Source organism: Croceimicrobium hydrocarbonivorans (genome assembly GCF_014524565.1).
GTDB lineage: Bacteria > Bacteroidota > Bacteroidia > Flavobacteriales > Schleiferiaceae > Croceimicrobium > Croceimicrobium hydrocarbonivorans.
On record NZ_CP060139.1, the window covers coordinates 1,030,993 to 1,051,007 of the forward strand.

General features: G+C 40.6%; 23 protein-coding genes. 21 read left to right on the plus strand and 2 right to left on the minus strand.

The window, feature by feature from the left end:
* The first annotated feature begins 31 nt into the window (after positions 1-31).
* The 8 genes from H4K34_RS04875 (at position 32) to H4K34_RS04910 (ending at position 9,078) form a co-directional block, all read left to right on the plus strand.
* Complete coding sequence (locus H4K34_RS04875; protein WP_210759702.1) at positions 32-1,018, plus strand: hypothetical protein; 987 nt, start codon at positions 32-34, stop codon at positions 1,016-1,018.
* A 2,475-nt stretch (positions 1,019-3,493) separates the two neighbouring features.
* Positions 3,494-4,930: an MBOAT family O-acyltransferase gene (locus H4K34_RS04880; RefSeq protein WP_210759703.1), complete on the plus strand. Its 1,437-nt coding sequence runs from the start codon at positions 3,494-3,496 to the stop codon at positions 4,928-4,930.
* Positions 4,931-4,932: 2 nt separating this feature from the next.
* Entirely contained in the window at positions 4,933-5,988 is a 1,056-nt protein-coding gene (locus tag H4K34_RS04885) for an alginate O-acetyltransferase AlgX-related protein (protein ID WP_210759704.1), read from the plus strand.
* An 11-nt stretch (positions 5,989-5,999) separates the two neighbouring features.
* The gene (locus H4K34_RS04890; RefSeq protein ID WP_210759705.1) at positions 6,000-6,473 is read left to right on the plus strand and encodes a hypothetical protein; all 474 of its coding nucleotides are present in this window, start codon (positions 6,000-6,002) and stop codon (positions 6,471-6,473) included.
* Between the two features lie 72 nt (positions 6,474-6,545).
* Entirely contained in the window at positions 6,546-7,190 is a 645-nt protein-coding gene (locus tag H4K34_RS04895; protein ID WP_210759706.1) for a hypothetical protein, read from the plus strand.
* Between the two features lie 22 nt (positions 7,191-7,212).
* The gene (locus H4K34_RS04900) at positions 7,213-7,698 is read left to right on the plus strand and encodes a hypothetical protein (RefSeq protein WP_210759707.1); all 486 of its coding nucleotides are present in this window, start codon (positions 7,213-7,215) and stop codon (positions 7,696-7,698) included.
* Between the two features lie 115 nt (positions 7,699-7,813).
* Positions 7,814-8,458, plus strand: a complete 645-nt coding sequence (locus tag H4K34_RS04905; RefSeq protein WP_210759708.1) for a hypothetical protein — start codon at positions 7,814-7,816, stop codon at positions 8,456-8,458.
* A gap of 38 nt (positions 8,459-8,496) precedes the next feature.
* Entirely contained in the window at positions 8,497-9,078 is a 582-nt protein-coding gene (locus H4K34_RS04910) for a Crp/Fnr family transcriptional regulator (protein ID WP_210759709.1), read from the plus strand.
* On the opposite strand, the gene H4K34_RS04915 is transcribed toward H4K34_RS04910, so the two are convergent.
* Together H4K34_RS04915 and H4K34_RS04920 are read right to left on the minus strand one after the other, a co-directional pair.
* Positions 9,075-9,749, minus strand: a complete 675-nt coding sequence (locus tag H4K34_RS04915; RefSeq protein WP_210759710.1) for a DUF4386 domain-containing protein — start codon at positions 9,747-9,749, stop codon at positions 9,075-9,077. The two genes, H4K34_RS04910 and H4K34_RS04915, sit on opposite strands and share 4 nt — an antisense overlap.
* Positions 9,750-9,775: 26 nt before the next feature.
* Complete coding sequence (locus tag H4K34_RS04920) at positions 9,776-10,708, minus strand: NAD(P)-dependent alcohol dehydrogenase (protein WP_210759711.1); 933 nt, start codon at positions 10,706-10,708, stop codon at positions 9,776-9,778.
* A gap of 193 nt (positions 10,709-10,901) precedes the next feature.
* Here H4K34_RS04920 and H4K34_RS04925 point away from each other — a divergent pair, with 193 nt between their 5' ends.
* The 13 genes from H4K34_RS04925 to H4K34_RS04985 all read left to right on the plus strand — a co-directional run bounded on the left by H4K34_RS04925 (position 10,902) and on the right by H4K34_RS04985 (position 19,988).
* The gene (locus H4K34_RS04925) at positions 10,902-11,609 is read left to right on the plus strand and encodes a hypothetical protein (RefSeq protein ID WP_210759712.1); all 708 of its coding nucleotides are present in this window, start codon (positions 10,902-10,904) and stop codon (positions 11,607-11,609) included.
* A gap of 4 nt (positions 11,610-11,613) precedes the next feature.
* Positions 11,614-12,333, plus strand: coding sequence for an SIMPL domain-containing protein (locus tag H4K34_RS04930; protein WP_210759713.1), 720 nt, complete (start codon positions 11,614-11,616; stop codon positions 12,331-12,333).
* Between the two features lie 286 nt (positions 12,334-12,619).
* Complete coding sequence (locus H4K34_RS04935) at positions 12,620-13,327, plus strand: sulfotransferase family 2 domain-containing protein (RefSeq protein ID WP_210759714.1); 708 nt, start codon at positions 12,620-12,622, stop codon at positions 13,325-13,327.
* A 103-nt stretch (positions 13,328-13,430) separates the two neighbouring features.
* Positions 13,431-14,417, plus strand: coding sequence for a LamG-like jellyroll fold domain-containing protein (locus tag H4K34_RS04940; protein ID WP_210759715.1), 987 nt, complete (start codon positions 13,431-13,433; stop codon positions 14,415-14,417).
* A 157-nt stretch (positions 14,418-14,574) separates the two neighbouring features.
* On the plus strand, positions 14,575-15,243 hold the full coding sequence (locus tag H4K34_RS04945) for a hypothetical protein (RefSeq protein ID WP_210759716.1): 669 nt from the start codon (positions 14,575-14,577) through the stop codon (positions 15,241-15,243).
* Positions 15,244-15,255: 12 nt separating this feature from the next.
* Positions 15,256-16,023, plus strand: coding sequence for a hypothetical protein (locus H4K34_RS04950; RefSeq protein ID WP_210759717.1), 768 nt, complete (start codon positions 15,256-15,258; stop codon positions 16,021-16,023).
* Positions 16,020-16,421: a hypothetical protein gene (locus H4K34_RS04955; protein ID WP_210759718.1), complete on the plus strand. Its 402-nt coding sequence runs from the start codon at positions 16,020-16,022 to the stop codon at positions 16,419-16,421. Before H4K34_RS04950 ends, H4K34_RS04955 begins: the two co-directional genes overlap by 4 nt.
* Before the next feature lie 153 nt (positions 16,422-16,574).
* Positions 16,575-16,907 carry a hypothetical protein gene (locus H4K34_RS04960; RefSeq protein WP_210759719.1) on the plus strand — a complete coding sequence of 111 codons (333 nt, stop codon included), beginning with the start codon at positions 16,575-16,577 and terminating at the stop codon, positions 16,905-16,907.
* 130 nt (positions 16,908-17,037) lie between these two features.
* Positions 17,038-17,586 (plus strand): hypothetical protein, encoded by a 549-nt coding sequence (locus H4K34_RS04965; RefSeq protein WP_210759720.1) that lies wholly within the window; start codon positions 17,038-17,040, stop codon positions 17,584-17,586.
* Complete coding sequence (locus H4K34_RS04970; RefSeq protein WP_210759721.1) at positions 17,573-18,094, plus strand: hypothetical protein; 522 nt, start codon at positions 17,573-17,575, stop codon at positions 18,092-18,094. Before H4K34_RS04965 ends, H4K34_RS04970 begins: the two co-directional genes overlap by 14 nt.
* Positions 18,095-18,187: 93 nt before the next feature.
* Positions 18,188-18,763 carry a Crp/Fnr family transcriptional regulator gene (locus H4K34_RS04975; RefSeq protein WP_210759722.1) on the plus strand — a complete coding sequence of 192 codons (576 nt, stop codon included), beginning with the start codon at positions 18,188-18,190 and terminating at the stop codon, positions 18,761-18,763.
* A gap of 68 nt (positions 18,764-18,831) precedes the next feature.
* Positions 18,832-19,257 (plus strand): darcynin family protein, encoded by a 426-nt coding sequence (locus H4K34_RS04980; RefSeq protein ID WP_210759723.1) that lies wholly within the window; start codon positions 18,832-18,834, stop codon positions 19,255-19,257.
* A complete protein-coding gene (locus H4K34_RS04985; RefSeq protein ID WP_210759724.1) occupies positions 19,254-19,988 on the plus strand; it encodes an SDR family oxidoreductase in 735 nt (244 codons plus the stop codon). The genes H4K34_RS04980 and H4K34_RS04985 overlap by 4 nt, the downstream gene beginning before the upstream one ends.
* Positions 19,989-20,015: the final 27 nt, after the last annotated feature.

Below are 20,015 nucleotides of genomic sequence, written 5' to 3' on the forward strand. Positions count from 1 at the left end.
GGTTTAATCACCTTGAAAGCCAAATAGCTCAATGAAAGAATTACAAGAGGACATTGACAAGCCCCTCGATGTCAAAATAAAATATCTCGCTATAAGCCTAGGTATTTTAGCACTAGGCATCCTTTCCACAGCTCTTGGTTCACTAATTTGCTTTGTACTTTTCAGTTACCTCTCAGAGGAAGATGATGTGTTTAAGTCCTCAAGCGTGTACCCACTAACACTCAGCACTTCTTTAGTCCTTTTCATCGCTAGTTTACTTTACCATTTTCTTTTTTTCAAAAAAAAATCCCCCGAAATATCTATCAGCGCTGAGAGTATAATTATAGGTAAGGATGTTCTAAAATATCGTGATATTAAAAAAATCTACGTAGACTATAAGGTACCTTTCAGGTATATCTTCAATCAATATGTTGATGGCATAACGATTCTATTAAGAGATGGCAGCGAAAAAATCATTTACCCAAGCCACTACCACAAGCCTTGGGAACTAAAAACGCATCTCATTGCAAGAAAAAAAGGCAAAATCCCAAGACCCATCCATATCGACAGAACTACCAAGGCAATGATTGAAACAGAAGTGTTTACCTATTTCAAAGGAATCCCGATGTTAAATTTTTTCGGCCTATTTTTTTGGATTCCAATTTCCACCTTCACTCTTATATTTTGTTTTTCGCTTATGGATGGAAACTTTCAACAAGCTTCGTTTTTCTTCCTGCTAAAAGCGATTTGGTATTTTCTTTTTTCCATTCCCCTACACTATGTCGGTATTTCTGAAAATTTTTTAATTATTAAAAATCACAATTACCCTTGGAGGTTTCATATTTATCGCAAAAATGACATTAAGCTAGTTATCCTTGAAATAGTAAGAATTCCAACCTTGTACCCCGAAAACAAACTTATTAGAGTTATCACAAAGGATAATCGCGAAGGTCGATTTATTGCAAGCCTACTAAATGAGGAGAAATGGCATGAATTAAAAAAGAGTCTTTCCCAAAATGGCATTGCGATATCGGGCTGACGTTGACGAGAAGCGGCTTATAGACATTCTCATGATGAATTTCGCAATAAAGTCGCTAGTGTAGGCATCATGTGACAGTCGTAACCTTCACTAACCATCATCCCCTTCCAAAAATATAATTTCGGAGCCTTTGGCACCTAACCAGCGATAGCCGTTCGCAGGGTAGTACTCAGAACTCAAATTCGCTTGAAGGAGAATTGCTATCCTACAGAGAAACATCAATCAGGCTGGCCCAACCCAAGAAACGACAGTCCAAAGGAATCGCCATTCAAAAGCCTTGACCTTTTTTTGTTTTGGTTAATACTTTTTGCATTGGCCAAAAAGTATCCAAAAACCCTAGGCCTTTCCCTAGGTGATTTTTGATTCCTTCCAGTCATCAAAACCGTTCTTCGCTTTTCGCTTCATGCTCCTTCCGCCTGCGGCGCACGCAATTCCGCGAAGCGCCGAACTATCACTGAGGAAAGGCCGGATCTTCCAATTATTGGTAGTTGCTTCAGATAGAGTTCAGTCGAATCCTGCACAAAACATTGCCTCTATTCCAAAACATTTTTCGGAGCATGTGGCACCTGAGCAGCTATAGCCCTTCGAAGGGTAGTACTTAGGACTCAAATTCGCTTGAAAGAGAATTCACGACCAAAAGAAAAACATCAATCAGGCTGGCCCAACCCAAGAAGCGGCGGTCCGAAGGAATCGCCTTTCAGGGGCCTTGATTTTTTGCTTCGTTTTTTATCAAGAAAAAATGAAGCGCAATACACATCCACTAAAGGTTAGAACCACATACAACCTAAGCCTCTGTGATCGAAAGAACCGACCGAAGGTCTAGGTAATTTCGAAGCGCCTTCAAGCTTCCTTGATCTTTTGGATACTTTTTCAAATGCCTCTTAAACTTCCGATGGAATTTGAGAGCTCAGGCTAAAAGCCTTCGGTTGTATCAAGAGAAAAGTATCAAAGAAAACTGCCTACTCAGAACTTTCAATTATAAGCTATGGCATTAAAAAGCTGGCCCGACCCAAGAAGCGGCAGTCCAAAGGAATCGCCATTCAAAAGCCTTGACCTTTTATTGTTTTGGGTAATACTTTTTGCATTGGCCAAAAAGTATCCAAAAACCCTAGGCCTTTCCCTAGGTGATTTTTGATTCCTTCCAGTCATCAAAACCGTTCTTCGCTTTTCGCTTCATGCTCCTTCCGCCTGCGGCAGACGCAATTCCGCGAAGCACAGAACTATCACTGAGGAAAGGCCGGATCTTCCAATTATTGGTAGTTGCTTCAGAAGGAGTTCAGTCGAATCCTGCACCAAACACTACCTCTACTTAAATCATTGTTTCGGAGCTAGTGGCACCTGAGCAGCGATAGCCGTTCGCAGGGTAGTACTCAGAACTCAAATTCGCTTGAAGGAGAATTGCTATCCTACAGAAAAACATCAATCAGGCTGGCCCGACCCAAGAAGCGGCGGTCCAAAGGAATCGCCTTTCAGGGGCCTTGATTTTTTGCTTCGTTTTTTATCAAGAAAAAATGAAGCGCAATACACATCCACTAAAGGTTAGAACCACATACAACCTAAGCCTCTGTGATCGAAAGAACCGACCGAAGGTCCAGGTAATTTCGAAGCGCCTTCAAGCTTGCTTGATCTTTTGGATACTTTTTCAAATGCCTCTTAAACTTCCGATGGAATTTGAGAGCTACAGCTTAGCTTACGGTTGTATCAAGAAAAAAGTATCTCCAAACTAAAAAGCAATACTTCATTTCCAAAAAAATGCTCTTTGATACTTTTTGCATTGGCCAAAAAGTATCCAAAAACCCTAGGCCTTTCCCTAGGTGAATTTTGATTCCTTTTAGTCATCAAAACCGTTCTTCGCTTTTCGCTCCATGCTCTTTCCGCCAGCGGCGGACGCAATTCCGCGAAGCACAGAACTATCACTGAGGAAAGGCCGGATCTTCCAATTATTGGTAGTTGCTTCAGATAGAGTTCAGTCGAATCCTGCACCAAACACTACCTCTACTTAAATCATTGTTTCGGAGCTAGTGGCACCTGAGCAGCGATAGCCGTTCGCAGGGTAGTACTTAGGACTCAAATTCGCTTTAAAGAGAATGACTACTATTAGGGAAATCATCAATCAGGCTGGCCCAACCCAAGAAGCGGCGGTCCAAGGGTATCGCCTTTCAGGGGCCTTGATTTTTTGGATACTTTTTTATCAAGAAAAAAGTATTGAAGAACCCCTTCAAACATCTCTTTATTCACAAAGGGATTTAAGAGCTCAGGCTAAAAGCCTTCGGTTGTAAAAAGAAAAAAGTATCGACAAAAAGAATCTTGAGAGCAACAGCTTCTCTTTGGTCTAAGAAAAACCAAAATGAAAAACACAAGCGACCGAAGGTCTAGTTATTTTCGAAGCGCAAATCCTTATTTTAGCCCAAAGCACTAAGCAATGCTCAGGAAAAGCAGCCTTTTGGAAATAACCGCTCTAGAGATTTAAACTAAATGCTTTTCAACTCCATCGACTTTGTGGTTTTCCTGCCAATAGTTTTTATTCTCTATTGGCTAATCCCGAAAGAAAAAATCAAGCTTCAAAACCTCCTGATTGTAGGAGCCAGCTATTTCTTTTATGCTTGGTGGGATTGGCGCTATTTAGGACTCATTCTACTGAGCACTTTCGTTGATTATGCTGTAGGAGTCAGACTAGCAAGTACAAAGTCCCGCTCTTCGCGAAAAGCATTGCTTTGGGTTAGCCTGCTGGTGAATCTCGGACTTTTGGGCTTCTTTAAGTATTATAATTTCTTTCTGGAGAATTTCATAGCCTCATTTTCCTTCTTCGGCGCCGAATTGAATGCTAGCTCCCTGAACCTGATACTTCCGGTAGGGATTAGCTTTTACACCTTTCAAACCCTAAGTTATACGATCGATGTTTACAAAGGAAAGCTAGATCCCACCCGTGATTTTATAGCTTTTAGTGCCTTTGTGAGCTTTTTCCCCCAGTTGGTTGCAGGCCCGATTGAAAGAGCCACTCAGCTATTACCGCAATTTTACCAAAGCCGTAGCTTCGATTATTCAAAAGCGGTGGATGGACTGCGCCAAATCCTCTGGGGCTTGTTTAAGAAGATTGTGATTGCCGATAATTGCGCGGAATACGCCAACTTGATTTTCAACAATTCCGATCATTATTCGGGTAGCACCTTAGTGCTGGGAGCACTATTTTTTAGCTTTCAGATCTATGGCGACTTCTCCGGTTATTCGGATATCGCCATTGGTACAGCGCGCCTCTTCGGGTTCAATTTGAGTCGAAACTTTGCCTTCCCCTATTTCTCTCGCGATATCGCCGAGTTTTGGCGGCGTTGGCACATCTCTCTTTCCACCTGGTTTAGAGATTACCTCTATATCCCTTTAGGTGGCAGTCGTGGCAGTATTGCCCTAAAGCTGCGCAATACCTTTTTAATTTTCCTCGTGAGTGGGTTTTGGCATGGTGCCAATTGGACTTTCATTATTTGGGGAGCCTTAAACGCCTTGTATTTCCTCCCTTTATTACTAGGTCAAAGGAATCGCAAGCACCTGGACATTGTAGGTTCTAATGGAAATCCCATCAAGCTTAAGGAACTATTTAAAATCCTTTTAACCTTTGGCTTAACGGTCTTGGCCTGGGTATTTTTCAGAGCCGAAAATCTAGAGCATGCCTTCCACTATATCTTGGGAATATTTTCAGCTTCTCTATTCTCCTTACCGGAAATCTTACCTAAAACAATCTTGCTTTTGCTAGCCCTCTTTTTAGTAATTGAATGGCTAGGCAGAGAAGATCAATTCGCTTTACAACAATTCGGATTGAAGTGGAATAAATCCCTCCGTTATGCACTATACCTAAGCCTGATTGCAGCGCTCTTTTGGTTTGGAGGAAAGGAACAACAATTCATCTATTTTCAATTTTAAAGATGATGATGAAGAAGTTTGTCCTTAAAATAGCTGCCTTCTGCCTCCCCTTCATTGGTCTGTACCTCATTAACCGTTTGATGTACGATCCGACAGAAGGAGACTTAGCGCGCCTGGCCTATCTCTATAATAATCCCTGTCCACGAACTGAAATTCGGAATCAATTTCAACTAGAAAAGAAATACCATTTGCTTTCGGAAATTAATCTGGAAGAGGACACTCATTTTGATGTTCTCATTATTGGTGATTCCTTTTCAGAACAGGGGAAATTGGGCTACAAAAACTTCCTTGCCCATCAAGGTTTGAGCGTGCTGCATGTGGATCGCTATATTTCAGGGATCAACCCTATTCAAAGCCTGATTGAATTAAGTAATTCTCGATTTTTTGAGCGGGTAAAAGTAGATTATGTGGTATTGCAATCGGTGGAGCGAAGTTTTAATCAAATCACTCAAGATTTAGATTTTAATGCCAGCCTGAATCTAGACAGTCTCCAAAAACGAATCGAAGAATATCAAAATATTCCTCCCAAACTGGAAGTAGAATTCTTCTCCGATGCCCTTTTTAAAATACCGCTTAACAATCTGCAGTACCTGTATAGTGCCAAGCCACCTTACTCCCAAACCTATATCTTCCCTTCCAGCCGTCCGGAGCTTTTTTCCCATGAACCGAAGAATATCCTAATCTATGAGGAGGACATCCAAAAGTTGGATACAAAAAACAATGCCGATCAAACCAAATACAGCATCGAAGCTCTAGGAAAAATAGACAAGCTGTTGAAGCAGCAAGGAATCAAATTGCTCTCACTCATAAGCCCCGATAAATACGACCTATACTATCCTTATCTAAGCGGAAAGGAGCAATTGGAAATGCCTTTATTTTTCAGTCACTATAATGCCTACCCTAAGCCTTTCACCAGTGTTAAAGCATTTGAGATTCTCCAAAAGCAGATTGCAAGTGAAAAGGATATCTACTATTATGATGATACGCATTGGTCTCCCAAAGGTGCTCAGTTGGTAGCGGATGAGATTTTGAGCATCATTTCTAAAGCTAATCATTAGGGAGCCCAATTATGTACCGATACTATCGACTATTGGAAATCCCCAAAAAGCCTGAACTAGATATCCGGGAAATCCGAGCTTTCCTCATTAAGGAGGTAAAGCACAGCTATGCACATCATCAGATAAATCGCAGAGGGATCCATTTTAGCATTCCCATTTTTCATTTTGGTGTGAATCAAGGTGCTGAAGGGACCATCCAAGTCCAGAATAAAGGCGATCACTTTTCAATTAGGATGGAAATTTCAAACCAATTGATTCCAATGCTTCTTTTTTTATTTCTTTTTCTTTTTTCGATTTTGATTTGGATTCAGGATAGCGAAAGCGAGCTCATGGTTAAAGTGAAACAATTGGAGCCCCTTCTCATTCCATTTTGTATGGTTGGCTTGCTGTCCTGGGGACTTTTCAAGGCTTCCAGTGCCTCTCGATTAGGAGCAATTGAAAATGCCTTAACTGAGCGATTTCATTTAGATGATGAGGCTAATTGATAAGCTCCCCCAACCCAATATTTAACGGCAAAAAAACGTTCCTTTGATCACCTGCAATAGATTTTAATTGGAATGAACCTTAAAAAAGTAGTCTTAGTTCTTGTTTTACTTGGCAGTGCTCCGCTTTCAGCCCAAATTTACTTGCATAAAGATAGAGATAAGGTCAAGGAAAAATTCCAGGACTTCCGAGACAATTCCTATTCTTGGTCTGCCAAAGATTCTATTATTGATGTAATCCCTTCCACTACTGTTCTAGAATTCCTGGGCATTACCTTATATGCTAAATCGCACAATGATAGCATCGCCATGTGGAGAACCTGGCATGAAGATTTCTTCAGTTTTGAATACTACTTCGGGATTCTAAATGACCCTTTCCTAATGACCGAAGATTGGTGCGATAGTGTGAGTATTAAAATGAAAGGCAATGCTTGCAATCTGGAATTTATCAATGACTTTATTCTGTTTAAAAACAATAGCTACTCCTGGCGCTACCATAATGACAGCACCTTCTACTCGCCTTCCTATGCCTACATAAGCAGATTTGACTTTAAGGACGAAAGTCAGTACCTCTGCCCAGTTCTACAGATCAAGCAAAAAGAAGGTCAAATTCAAATTTCTGTTTGGTACCAATTTATAGATGAGTCCGATTTCGATTTACTTCGTGATCAAGAAGAGGTAACTTCTTTCACTATGATTAATTCCGAATTCGGAGAATAAAAAGCTAGTTGACATCCTATTTATGACTAAAGCAGAATTCTTAGCTGATTTGGAGGAAATCATCGATGATGAAGCCTTTCTAACTGAAAAGTTGGATGCTTTGGATCTTGAAATCCGCAACAACCTTTGGGGCATTGGAATTGACTTTGAAACTGCCCGTCAGATTCAATGGGAGGATCTGGCAGTTTTCCTTAAGAAAGTCATAGCGGCTAGAAGTCAGCAAGTCCAACAGTCGGATAAAAATATGAACCTGCTTTTTTATTTATGGTTTGATGAACAAGCAGCGAAGCTCTGTTTCAATTTCATCAATGCCAATCATCCGCAATTACCCTTTAAAGCTCAAGTACTTTATACGGACGATATGAGCTCAATTCTAAGTGACTTCCTTCAATCTCCGTACTTAGATGGCATTCCTTGGTCGGACTTGAAGGATCAAAATGAGGAGCAGCCATCGGAAGAGAAGCTTTTCCAACTAAAAGTTTATCAGGAGCTTATTCTAAAAAACTAGGAATAGGACTAAAATATAATTTGCTTTTCCTTTTATTCTTTTGAAATTTAGAGACTTCGTCTATTGAAGATTCACTGCATCCTATTTTATTTAAGAATAAAAGCCTATAAACCCTATGCCCTTTGATATTTTAAGCCTCACAGCATCTATGGCCGGTATCAGCGGCTTCACTCTAAAGGATGTTATAAAACAATCACCTAAGCAAAGGAGAATGGCACCTTTTAAAGAAGGAGCATCTCAATTGCGTATTCTATTAGCTAGTCTTGAAGAGGTAAATGACCCATTAGTCGGTTATTGGGATTTAGCTCATTGGGAAATTCCACCAAAAAGCACTTCTGTAAAAGGCAAAATGATTTCAGGAGGATTGGCCATCCATTATCGAGAAAGAAACAAAGAAATATGGCATGGCATAATGTGCCATAGTGTATACGATAAACGAGGATTCTGGGACAAATCCAAAAAACTTAAGGGTGAACCTCCCTTTATTGCGACTTATAAAGTTCGATTCGAAAAAGAAAACCAGAAGATTATTGGCAGATCTCAAATGCTTGAAAAGGTTTATACCTCGCGTATTAATAGAATTAGGGCTCGAATCTTCCAGGGGCAAACCCATTCTTATCGTGGAGAATTCAGTAATTGCAGAATAAAGGACGGGGATTTCATGGGTAATTTTGAGCTCACCCCATCCTCAGGTCAAATTTCCTTTAGATTTCACCTCAACAGGAAATGGGCTCAAATAAATGACGATCTGCACTTTTAAGTCATTAGAAGTCAAGCAGCCAATCACTTATCAATAAGATGGAAAATAAATTTGTATCCTATTTCAGCAGTATATCTCCTCTATCTCCTGACGAGGCCCAAGCTATCGCCGGGAGCATGCAAACCCGCAGTTTTAAAAAGGGCGATTTTCTATTGAAAGAGGGTCAAATTTCGGGTAGCACCTATTTTATTCTTGAAGGATGCATCCGCGAGTATATCCTTACTGATGGAGAAGAGAAAACCACCAACTTTTATACCGAGGAGCAGTGGGCTATTTCTCTCAATAGTTTTGATCAACAAATACCCGCCAAGCATAATTGGATATGCGCTGAAGATTGCGAGGTGGTTCAAGGAGACGAAGAGCAGGCTCAAGCTATTTTTAAAAAATTCCCGCGCTTCGAAACCCTTTCAAGAACCATTATGGAAGCGGCCTTCGCAGAACAGAGAGAAGCCCTAAATTCCTATTATACCGACAGTCCGGAAGAACGTTATCTCAAATTGCTTAAATCGAGGCCCAGCCTTTTACAAAGGATTCCCCAATACCAAATTGCCAGTTATATCGGGGTTAAACCCGAATCCTTAAGTAGAATCCGTAAACGTATCGCTAAAGGCCTGGACTAAGAAAGCTGCAGTGCTTGAGGCTTGAATCCTTTAAGAATTAACCAAATACTTAGTGTAATTTCAAACAAGCCACCGGGCAAGGATAAAAGAAGTCCAATCTCATATCCGAAAAGCTCTGCAAGGGTTCCGATACCGAATATCAAATAGCCCATCAGCCCCCAAATAGCAAAGAATCTTGGCACAATTTGGGAACGATATAGCAAGCTGCAAAAGAGGATACCGCCAATTCCCCAAATGGTCATGCCTGTTTGATAGGCATAAAAGTTTCCTTTGACCAGCAATTGACTTACTAGTTCAAAATTGCCTTGCATTCCTGTCTCCGCAGCAAGGGCCATAGAGCTTAAGGGAATATTCAGTAAAAGGAAAATAGCCCCAAAAATTAGGATCACAGTGGCTACAATGCCTGCACTTAGATAGCCATAGGTCAAGGTTTTCCCAAATGGTTTTAAGATCGGCAACATCAGTACCGGCAATCCAATATTCACTAGGCTGTGGACTAATGCCATCAGAATATAGCAGAGCACGTAAAGGGCTTCATTTTCCCGAATAAGCATCAAAGCTTGGTCTTTACTTAACAAATCCGCTATAATCCCATTGCCCATACCATAGGATAAAAAGGCTAGGATAAAAAAGAGTCCGAAGATTCGGGCCACTGTTTTTGGTGACTTCATACTGTAAATTTTAGGGTTGTAGATTTTTAAAGACTGATGATCACATTGCCTCTTTTATGGCCGGCTTCAACGTATTGATGCGCCTCAACCATTTGCTCCAAGGGATAAACCCGGTCAATTACCGGCTTAATCCAATTTTGCTCGGTGAGAGATTTTAATTTGAGGAAAGCGACTTTCGGACTTAAGGGAGTTCCATGATCGATGGAAATATACTTTCCACCAGGCAACAAGGCCTTTTTGCTCAGCTCCTTAAGCTTGGATGTTTTGCTATTCCCGACAGCATCAAAAACATAATGATAGCGCTCCAAATCAAGCTCCGCATCCTCCTTCTTATAGTCAATATGCTTATCACTACCCAAGGATTTCACCAGCTCGAAGTTTCCGCTGCTGCAAACACTGGTTACTTCGGCTCCAGCATACTTCGCCAATTGAATGGCCATGGTACCGATACTTCCCGAAGCCCCATAAATCAAAACCTTATTTCCTTTCTTGATAGAGGCTTTGGTTAATAAATGAGACGCCAATAAACCTCCATAGGGAATGGCTGCCGCTTCCTCAAAGCTTCTATTCTTAGGTTTCAGAGCTATATTCCAATCCTCCGGCAAGCAGATATAATCCGCATAAGAACCAAAATGTCTTTTGGTGGGCGACATGGATCCGTAGGCAAATACCTCATCCCCCACCTTAAACTGAGTCACCTTTGCCCCTTTGGCTTCCACCACCCCGGCGCTTACCATTCCTAAAATGGGATTGCGAGGTTTGCCAAATCCAAAGATTAGTTGAACCATAAACTTCGCAAGGGGCGAAGCTTTTAAGCCCCTTATTAAAACATCGCTAGTGGTAACTGAGGTAGCACGGATTTTAATCAACACTTCATTGGCCTTCGGCTCTGGCTTAGCTACCTCACTTAAAACCAAATGCTCAGCTGCGCCGTACTGCGTACATTCTATTGCTCTCATTGCTTTTTTGATTTAAAAATTCAACAAGGCAAAACTGCAGCAGCCCAAAATCAAATCCATTGACCTGGGTTAAGAAAGAACAAAGCTTAGATTTAGAATTATTTGGCGCAGAAGTCTAAAATTTCGACCTTCCACCTATCCTTGACTATACCGCGAATATGAACCCTGGTTCTCTTTATACCTAAGCCCTCCCATGAAAAACTACTTCCTGATTCTAGCCTTTCTATTTATGGCCCAAGCCTGCACCAATAGGCCCGAAGCCAAAGTCGAAGCCAGCCAAACCGAAAGCCCAGAAATTAAGGAACCGGAAACAAAGTATCCGGATGATCTAAATGCTACCGTAAGCAGTATCGACACCAACCTTAACCCATTGGTCGATATTAATTTCACCCTTAGGGAATGCCCGAAAGATTCTCTGTCTGATCCTATTAATTGTATCCTCTCCCAAATACCAAGCAGGCCTTTGCCTATGCACTTTGGCCCCATTCCTTATTTTGATTACTACTCCTTAGTACCTCTAGAAGACAGTCTTTTTATTTCAGAAGCCTTGCAAGACACCAATTACTTTGTGGAGGAAGAACGCCAGTACAGCTATTTTTTAGGGGTCAAGATTCCCAGTCCAGCGGCTTATACAGCGCTAATAGTTTTGGAATCCTTCAGTATTGGAAAGGACTACATCTTAGTGACCATTTCTGAATCCGGTGAAATGATTGACAAGCTTAGGCTGGGAAGTGAGGCCGGTGATTATGAATCGCTATTTGGTAAAATAGAGTCGCTAGAAGACATTGAAGTAATCACTAAAAAGATCGACTACAATAAGGAAGAAGATTTACTGTTTTTTAAATCCACTGAAACCACCCATTACTACATAAACGAAGTGGGAGAAATCCTTAAACGCTAAAGCCATGAATAAAATCCTCAGCCTGAGTATCCTCTTCTTTTGCAGCTTTTTTAGTCTAAATGCTCAATCAACAGACATCCAGAATCAAGCCTATATCTTGGTAGAGGGCACCGCAACCAAAAGTATAGTACCCAATCAAATTTTTATAGAAATCACCCTCGCTCAAGATGGCAGAGGTAAAGTGGAGGAGAGCATTGCAGTCCAAGAGAAAAACCTGCTGGCAGGCTTAAAAGAAATTGAGATCCCCGCTGATAGGCTATCAAAAGAAGACTTCAATTCAGGCTTTGTGAAGGTAAACTGGCTTATTGATGAGCAAATTGAGAGAGCCAATTATATTCTTGAACTAAAAAGTCCAGAGGAGGTTTCAAAAGTCTTTGGACTATTATTTCAACTTAAAGCGGAATTTGCAAGCATTGTTCGCACTAGTCACACTGAACTAGACTCCCTCATGGAAAGCAATGAAATCGACGCCATATTAAAAGCTAAGTCAAAAGCCCAAAAACTAATTGAAGCCCTTGGCGGAAAATTAGGCGAGCCCTTAATCATAAGTGAGTACTCAGACATTGAAGGTACAATTTCTACCCTTCCAGGTCTCACCAGCCAAAGAGCTTATGTCAAAACGAGGAGTGCTAAAACAGGATCGGTTCTAGATAGAGACCCTTATATCGAGATTCAGAAAATTGAAATTGAAGCTAGCATTAAGGTGAAGTTTGCTATCGAATAAGCAGCTTAAAAGAAAGCCATAAGCTGAGCCTGAACAATTTCGAAAATAGTATGATCTCTATGATAAGCTGAGATCTGACGACACTCATCAAATTTCACCCTAAATGCTCAAATCATCTTCGGGCGATAAAACCAAAAGCCTTGATTAACAGCAATTAAGGATTATTAGTTTGATTCTCTTCTCATTCTTACCGATATTGAGCCCCTTTGACTACCCTAAAACTTAGTAGGCAAGCTAAGCAGTTCTCATATTTTGCAGCAGTTAGCTTAAGCCGAATTCATTAAAAATGAAGTTCAATCGACTTAAATTAAGGCATTTCTACCTTAATAAATACCTCCTTTCTTTATTCAAGGAAAAGAAATATTACATGTCTTATGACTACAAGCATAAGGCTCTTTGGTACAGAACCTATAAGGTTGGATCCCGAACAATCGACAATAAGCTTAAAAGCAATAATCCCAAATACATCTACGGCTCATTGATGAGTTACAGTCCGGGTATGTTTAAAGACTTCTTCAAGTTTTCCTTTGTTCGTAATCCGGAGGGTCGTTTTATCAGCGCTTGGAAGGATAAAGTTCTCAAGCAGAACTATTTCAAGTTTGATGCTGCGGAACATGAAAAAATGAAGGATCTAAACTACTTTTTATCTTGGGTGGAGAAAATGGACATCGACAATTGCGATGAACATTTAAAAAGTCAAAATTCCTTGATTGACTTAAACAATATCGATTTCTTGGGCCGCTTTGAGAACTTCTCAGAAGATTTTGCATTTGTAATGAATAAGCTCAATATCAAATTAGACAGCGATATTGAGCATCGAAACAAAGGCCTTAAGGTAAGCTTCACCCCTACTGAGGAACAGCGCCGTCGGATCTATAAAATATACTATAAAGACTTCCAATTGTTTTATCCCAATCACAAAAATAGCCTGGGATTAAAACCTAAAAATGAGCAAGTCCAAAAACATCGCGCTGAGCAACTTATTAGCCATTAGCTGGTCTAAAACTTAGGCTTTTTAGACCTTTGACATTTATACACAATTCAATTCTTCGCAAAATCTGCCTCTATATTAATTAGAGAGGCTAAAAATTTCCCTTATGAAAAAGAACCTTACTTTATTACTCTGCTTAATTGGGCTTAGCGCATTCAGCCAGATGCCAAGCGCCGGATTGGTTTCTTACTACCCCTTCACCACCAATGCCTTGGACCAAAGTGGCAATAACCATGATGGTAATGTATTCGGTGCGAGCCTGAGCTCAGATCGGTATTCACGACCCAATCGCGCCTATAGCTTTAATGGTATCAATAATCATATCACCATTCCTTACGACAGTGCCCTGAAACCAAACTTTCCATTTAGCTTATCCCTTTGGTTTAAAGTAAACTCCTTTTCTGCTCCTTCGGTTGTACTATATGCCAGCGACGAAAAACCAGGTACTTACAGCGGATTTTGGGTAGGTTATCATTCTAGCGGCGCCGTTACTGCGGCCTATGGTGATGGACTGAATAACAATCCCGGTAATCGCTTAACAAAGGTTTCCTCCACTATAATTGACACTTCTTGGCATCATGTAGTTGCAGTTTTTAATAACCTAAATGATATTGATGTCTATATCGATTGTCAGCTCGACAATGGCACATATAATGGAGGGGCAGACACTATGACTAGCGGAAATTACAACAGTGCCATTGGCCGATCTATTGGCCATTCCACCGTCACTTCCTACCACGATGGCCTAATTGATGATATTCGACTGTATAATATTGCATTAGATTCATCAGACCTCAATGCATTGTGCACCGAAGATCCCTATGTTTCAGCACAAGAATATCTAAGTCAAGGAATTAGAATTTACCCTAATCCCACCGAAAGCGTCCTGAATATTGATATGGGAGGCACTGATTACACAAATTGCAGTTTAAGACTAACAGACGCCTTAGGTCGCATTATTTACAAAAATACCATCGAATCATCGAGGCCAGTTTTGTCGATTCAAGAATTAGGATTAAAAGGAGTTTACATCTTAAGTATCCATAATCCGGATCAAAGCCTTCTTAAAACCGAAAGAATCTTGGTACAATAGGCTATAAACCAAAGCCGATAGATTCTATCCAATAGATCAAATTTACCGAAGCAGCTATTCATTACACAACCAAATGAATAGCTGCTTTTTTTATACGAAGTTTAGGGCTCTAAAAAAGATCAGGACATTTACACCTAATTTCGAGAGACTAGATTTTATGGCCGAAACAAAGTTATCTGTCTTTAAGAAATTTGCCGATTTGAATGAAGCCAAGGAAGTAGCTTTCATTTTAGCTGAAAAGGGCATCGAGGTTCAATTGGCTGATAACTCGCCGGCCCTGGATATCACCTTTAGCGGGAATACCCTCGACAATCAAATTGAGCTGAAGATTCCGGCCGAAGATTTCAGAAAAGCCAAGGACCTGCTATTCTCCGAACTGGATATCAAAATTGAAGAAATTGATCCCGACTATTATCTTCTGGATTTTTCCACTGAAGAATTAAGGGACCTCTTACTTAAATGTGATGAATGGGGAGAGTACGATGTACTACTTGCTCGTAAAATCCTTGCATCCAAAGGTGAAGATACCAGCGATGCACGGATGGAGGAATGGAAAATGCAGAGATTAGAAGAATTGGCTAAGCCCGAGAAAATCCCCTTTATGTGGATAGTGATCGGCTACCTTATGTGCTTTCTCGGCGGCTTATTAGGGGTATTTATCGGTTACCTTATTTGGCATCAGCAAAAAACCTTGCCTAATGGCCAAAAGGTATATACCTACAGGGAATACGATCGTAAACAGGGACGAAAAATGTTTTGGCTTGGTTTAGCCATGCTTAGTATCGTTACGCTTTACAAATTGCTCATAGGACCTTTATATCTCTAAAACTAATGTACCATGACCAAATCCTTTGCTTTAATACTCCTACTCCTTTTAAGTGGAAAAAACCAAGCCCAAAGTTCAACGGAACTTAGTGTAACAAGACAAGGTCAGATCGACAGCCTGATTAGCTTCATCCAAAACAATCAGATCGCTGAACTGGCCCAAAGGGTGCGCTATCCGCTAAAGCGTCCCAACCCGGTACCTGATATCCAAAATGCTTCAGAATTCATTCGCTATTATCCTACTTTAATGGATTCTAACTTTCGAAGCAGCCTAATTAAGCAGACCTATACCCAGGAAAACACCATTGAAAGATATGTTTCCATTGGACTGCTCAATGGGGAGATTTGGCTAGATGAGGAAGGTTGGATCATCAGTTTTAATCACCATTCTCCCCAAGAACTGGCCTTACAGATAAAACTCAACAAGGCCATCAAAGCCAAGATTCATTCCTCGGTTTCCACTTGGAAAGAGAACATTTTAGTTTGCCAAAATAAGAAGTTCCTAATTCGAATCGATCGCTTGGAAAACAATGAACTTCGTTATTGCTCCTGGTCCAAAAGCAAGACTATATCTGATCCGCCGGACTTAATTCTCTTCCAAGGCGAGGAAGATTTTCAGGGTACCATGGGAGGCGTAAACTATGTTTTCAGCAATGGGGAATGGACCTATAGCCTGGACCAGGTTCAGGTGGCAGAGTCCATTGAAAACCTGGGACTATTTTTAAGGCTATACCGAAATGATGAGCTTGTATTAAATTCCAAGATGGAAGAGATCAAATGAAAGACCTATTTCTATCCAAAGGCTTTTGGATCACCATTCTTATATTTTCTATTCTAGGCGCGATTGCCTCCTTATTAATTACAGCATTCGAAGAGGAGCCTGTCATTAAAGACTATGGCTACCTATGCCCGCAAAACCCAGATTTCAAAAATGTTGTACCCGCGATAACAAACCCAGAAGATAGTGTCGCACTTTATGACTTTCAAAGACTTATGTCTGGCGTATCAGATCGAGCCAGATTTGAAGGCATTCTAATTTCAATTGGCAGCAAAGTAGGCCTCCTTAAAAATGACATGGATAAAGATTTGGTTGAGATCATTCAATTAGACTCTAAAGAGACGGCATGGCTCAGGAGAATTGACATTCAAGGAAAGGCCTGCCAAGGTCAAAACCAATAGCAAAGCCTCTTAAAAAATTTAAAGGGAAAAACCTTTCTTGAATAAAAGGGTATTCCCCCTATTTCGGCCAAAATAGCTAGCCGGCTTTAAATCAACATCTTAGCAATGTAAAATAATTCTACTTTAGAGTATTGAACATTTAAAAACCCTCTTATGTCAACATTGAAAAACAGCTCATGGAATATTAACCATGCCAACACTGGTTCGAATGGAACCCTAAGTTTAAGTGACAATACCACTGGCACATACAAAGCCAATGGCGGTGCTATCAAGAATATTGTATGGGGCGAAGCCTGGAATGGTGATACCTGTGCACTCTGGGTTTTATTCCAAGAATCCATGCAACGCGATTGTATCCACATTTGGGGTATCGAAATGACCATGGCCGGTGGCAAGGGAATGTCGGCCTTTGGAAATGCAAGCCCCATGACCCCTACCGACACTGGCTATGTAAATGACAATCTAACGATTAGCCCTTTGAGCTAGTTTTTTAGATTCATAGTATAGAAGTAAATCCCCGCCATGTGTGGGGATTTTTTTAGGCCCTATAATTGCTAAAAGGGAAGTAGATCCTATGATTTAAGATCAATAATTTCTACAACTGCAAAATTTTGAAATGACTCAGTTCAGTCGAAAGCTAGCTCAAGTCCTATCTAGATGGCTGGTACTTTCAGTTATGCTTGGAATAACAAGCATTAATGCCAAGGCTCAAATTGACTCCCTGCACAGTCTTCCCTCCTCCTCATGCGAATCATGTTTTATATTGGAAAATGAAATTTTCTGCTTTCATTGGAACTCTGATCGAAGCCTGAAGCTTATTACTCACAGTACACCTGCTAGCTTATTAGCAGCTAAAAATTATGAAGCTTATTGGTCTAAAACTATATTTGAAGTTTACGATTCCAATGGCAAACTGCTCTGCCGAAAAACCAGCTTATTTCGATGCAAAGGCGATGCTACAATGATCCTGCAACTTAAAGCAATCCAGCTACTAGATTCGGGCTTTGAAGTTTTTTCAGAAAGTCAATTTCGGGAAAAAACCACCCATAAAGTCTATGATAAGTCCGGACGGTTCCTTGAGCAGCTTGAATCGGATGAAAGAACCATTTCCAGATGTATTAGTCAGGCCCTGTACAACTCAAGATGCTACAATGATATTGAATAAAAACCTAAGCAATAAACTCTTACCTCATTCTGATCTTCAATTAAAAAGCCCTCTTTCTGAAAGTGAGGTTTGCCAGTATCTTGAAGAAAACCTGGAAGCTAAAAAAGCCTTGCGATTTAACTCAAAAGGCACGTATCGAAGGGCCTTTGAAGGTGAGCTCAAAGGGAAGAACTTTGAAATTCGAAGAACGATAAACTATCAAAATTCCTTTCTTCCAAAAATTATTGGGACGATCCGCTCAAGCGGTCCTAATACCGAAATACATCTTAAAATGCGCCTCCCCAAAGGCCGATTGCTTTTCCTTGGAGTTTGGTTCGCCATGATCCTTTTCTTTTTAATCCCAAACCTGGTTTCACCACCCGAAACCGAACAGCTAATCATTTTACAACTTGGTCCTATAGCAATGCTCATTTTTGCCTATTTGCTTAGTACGATTGCATTTCAGTACGAAGTATCAAAAGCTAAACGAATTTTGGAAGAAATCTGGCATATCGAAACCCGCAATTAAGCCCTTCACTATTGCGCTACCAACTTTCAGCTCATTCCTTCAAAAGAGGTAAATTGATATTTTTAGCCATCCATTTACTTGTCTGCATTTCTAATGACCGACTTCAAAAGTTTCTTCACCCAATTATGCCCAATCGAAGAGGATAATTGGAGAGCTTTCGAAAAGCTCTTTAAACCCAAGCAACTTAAAAAGGGCGAATACTTTATTGAGGCTGGAGAGCAAGCTAGGGATATTGCTTTTTTGGAAGAGGGTATTATTCGGGCTTTCTACCGCAATGAAAAAGCTCAGGAATACAACAAACATTTCTTCTTAAACCCCTGCTTTATTGGAGGCTACACCTCTCTTATCACCAAACAGACAAACTACATTAATCAGGAAGCATTAAGCGATTGCCGGCTTTTGGTTGCTAATTATATTGAGATTCTTGAACTCTACGAAAAAGCACCAGACATTGAAAGAGGCGCTCGAATTTTAGCGGAGCAATTCTTCGTTCAGAAAGAACAGCGCGAAGTAGAGATTGTGCTTTTAGATGCGGAAGAACGCTACCTGAAATTTCAAAAGGAATTTCCGCAATTAGAACAACAAATTGCCCAATATCATATTGCTTCCTATTTAGGAATTAGCCCCACCCAATTAAGTCGGATTCGTCGCAAATTGGCTGGCAAATGATTTCTTTACCTATGTAAATGGAAATCCCTTCGGACTGGCTGACTTTTGATTTTCAAATGAAATCAAAAATGAAAAAGCTAAGTCTCCTTTTAGCAGCACTCTTCCTGCTTTCTGCCTTTAGCTCCTCCAATCCGAATGCCATGCATAGTAAAAAGCCCTATACCATTTTGGTATTACTTAATGCCAGTCCTCAATGGTTAAGCCTCAATCGTGATGAACGCAGTCAATTTGTTGAAGAAGAACTGCAGCCCATCTTTAAGAAAGTAAGTCCAGCGGTAGAAATTCGCCTATTCGACAGCGAATATTTCCATGCTGAAGTTTCAGACTTCATGATTATCACCAGCCAGGATCTAGATCAATATAAAGTCCTGATCGAAATGCTGCGCGACAGCAAGGTTTATGGAGTACCCTATTTTGAAGTGAAGGATATTATTGTTGGTCAGGAAGAACTCTTTGAGGAATTCAATGCCCATTTTAAAAAGGAAAAGCAATGAATTTAAGTGGCAATACCATTCTCATTACCGGCGGCTCATCGGGTATCGGATTAGCCCTGGCAAAGCGCTTTATAGATTTGGGAAATCAGGTAATCATAAGCGGTCGTTCGGAAGAAAAACTGAATCAAATTAAAAATGAACTCCCGGGAATTTCCACTTTCTGTGGAGATTTAAGTGAACAGGAGAACCTGCTTCAATTACAAAAATTCATTCATGAGGAGTTCCCTCAATTGAATATGCTGATCAACAATGCCGGCATTCAATACAATTACCACTTAAGCGCAGAATCTGATGTACTGAGCAAAATTGACTATGAACTGGCTTGCAACTTAAATGCGCCTATTAAGCTCACCGCCTTACTACTTCCTACCCTTGAAAAACAAGACCTTAGCGCCATTGTAAATGTGAGTAGTGCCTTGTTTATGGCCCCTAAAAAATCGGCACCGGTCTATTGTGCCAGTAAGGCTGCCCTGCACAACTTTACCCAAAGCCTGCGCTATCAATTGGAAGAAAGCAAAATTGAAGTTTATGAAATCATACCAGCTTTAATTGACACAGCCATGACGGCCGGACGTGGAAAATCCAAATTGAGCCCGGATCAATTGGTGGATGAGTTCTTAGACAATTTTAAGGCAGGCCGAAAGGAAAGTTATATCGGTAAAACCAAATTATTGCGAATCCTGAAGCGAATAGCACCACGCAAAGCTCAGTCTCTGCTTAAGGAGGCTTAATTCCAGGTATCAGATTACGATTTACTC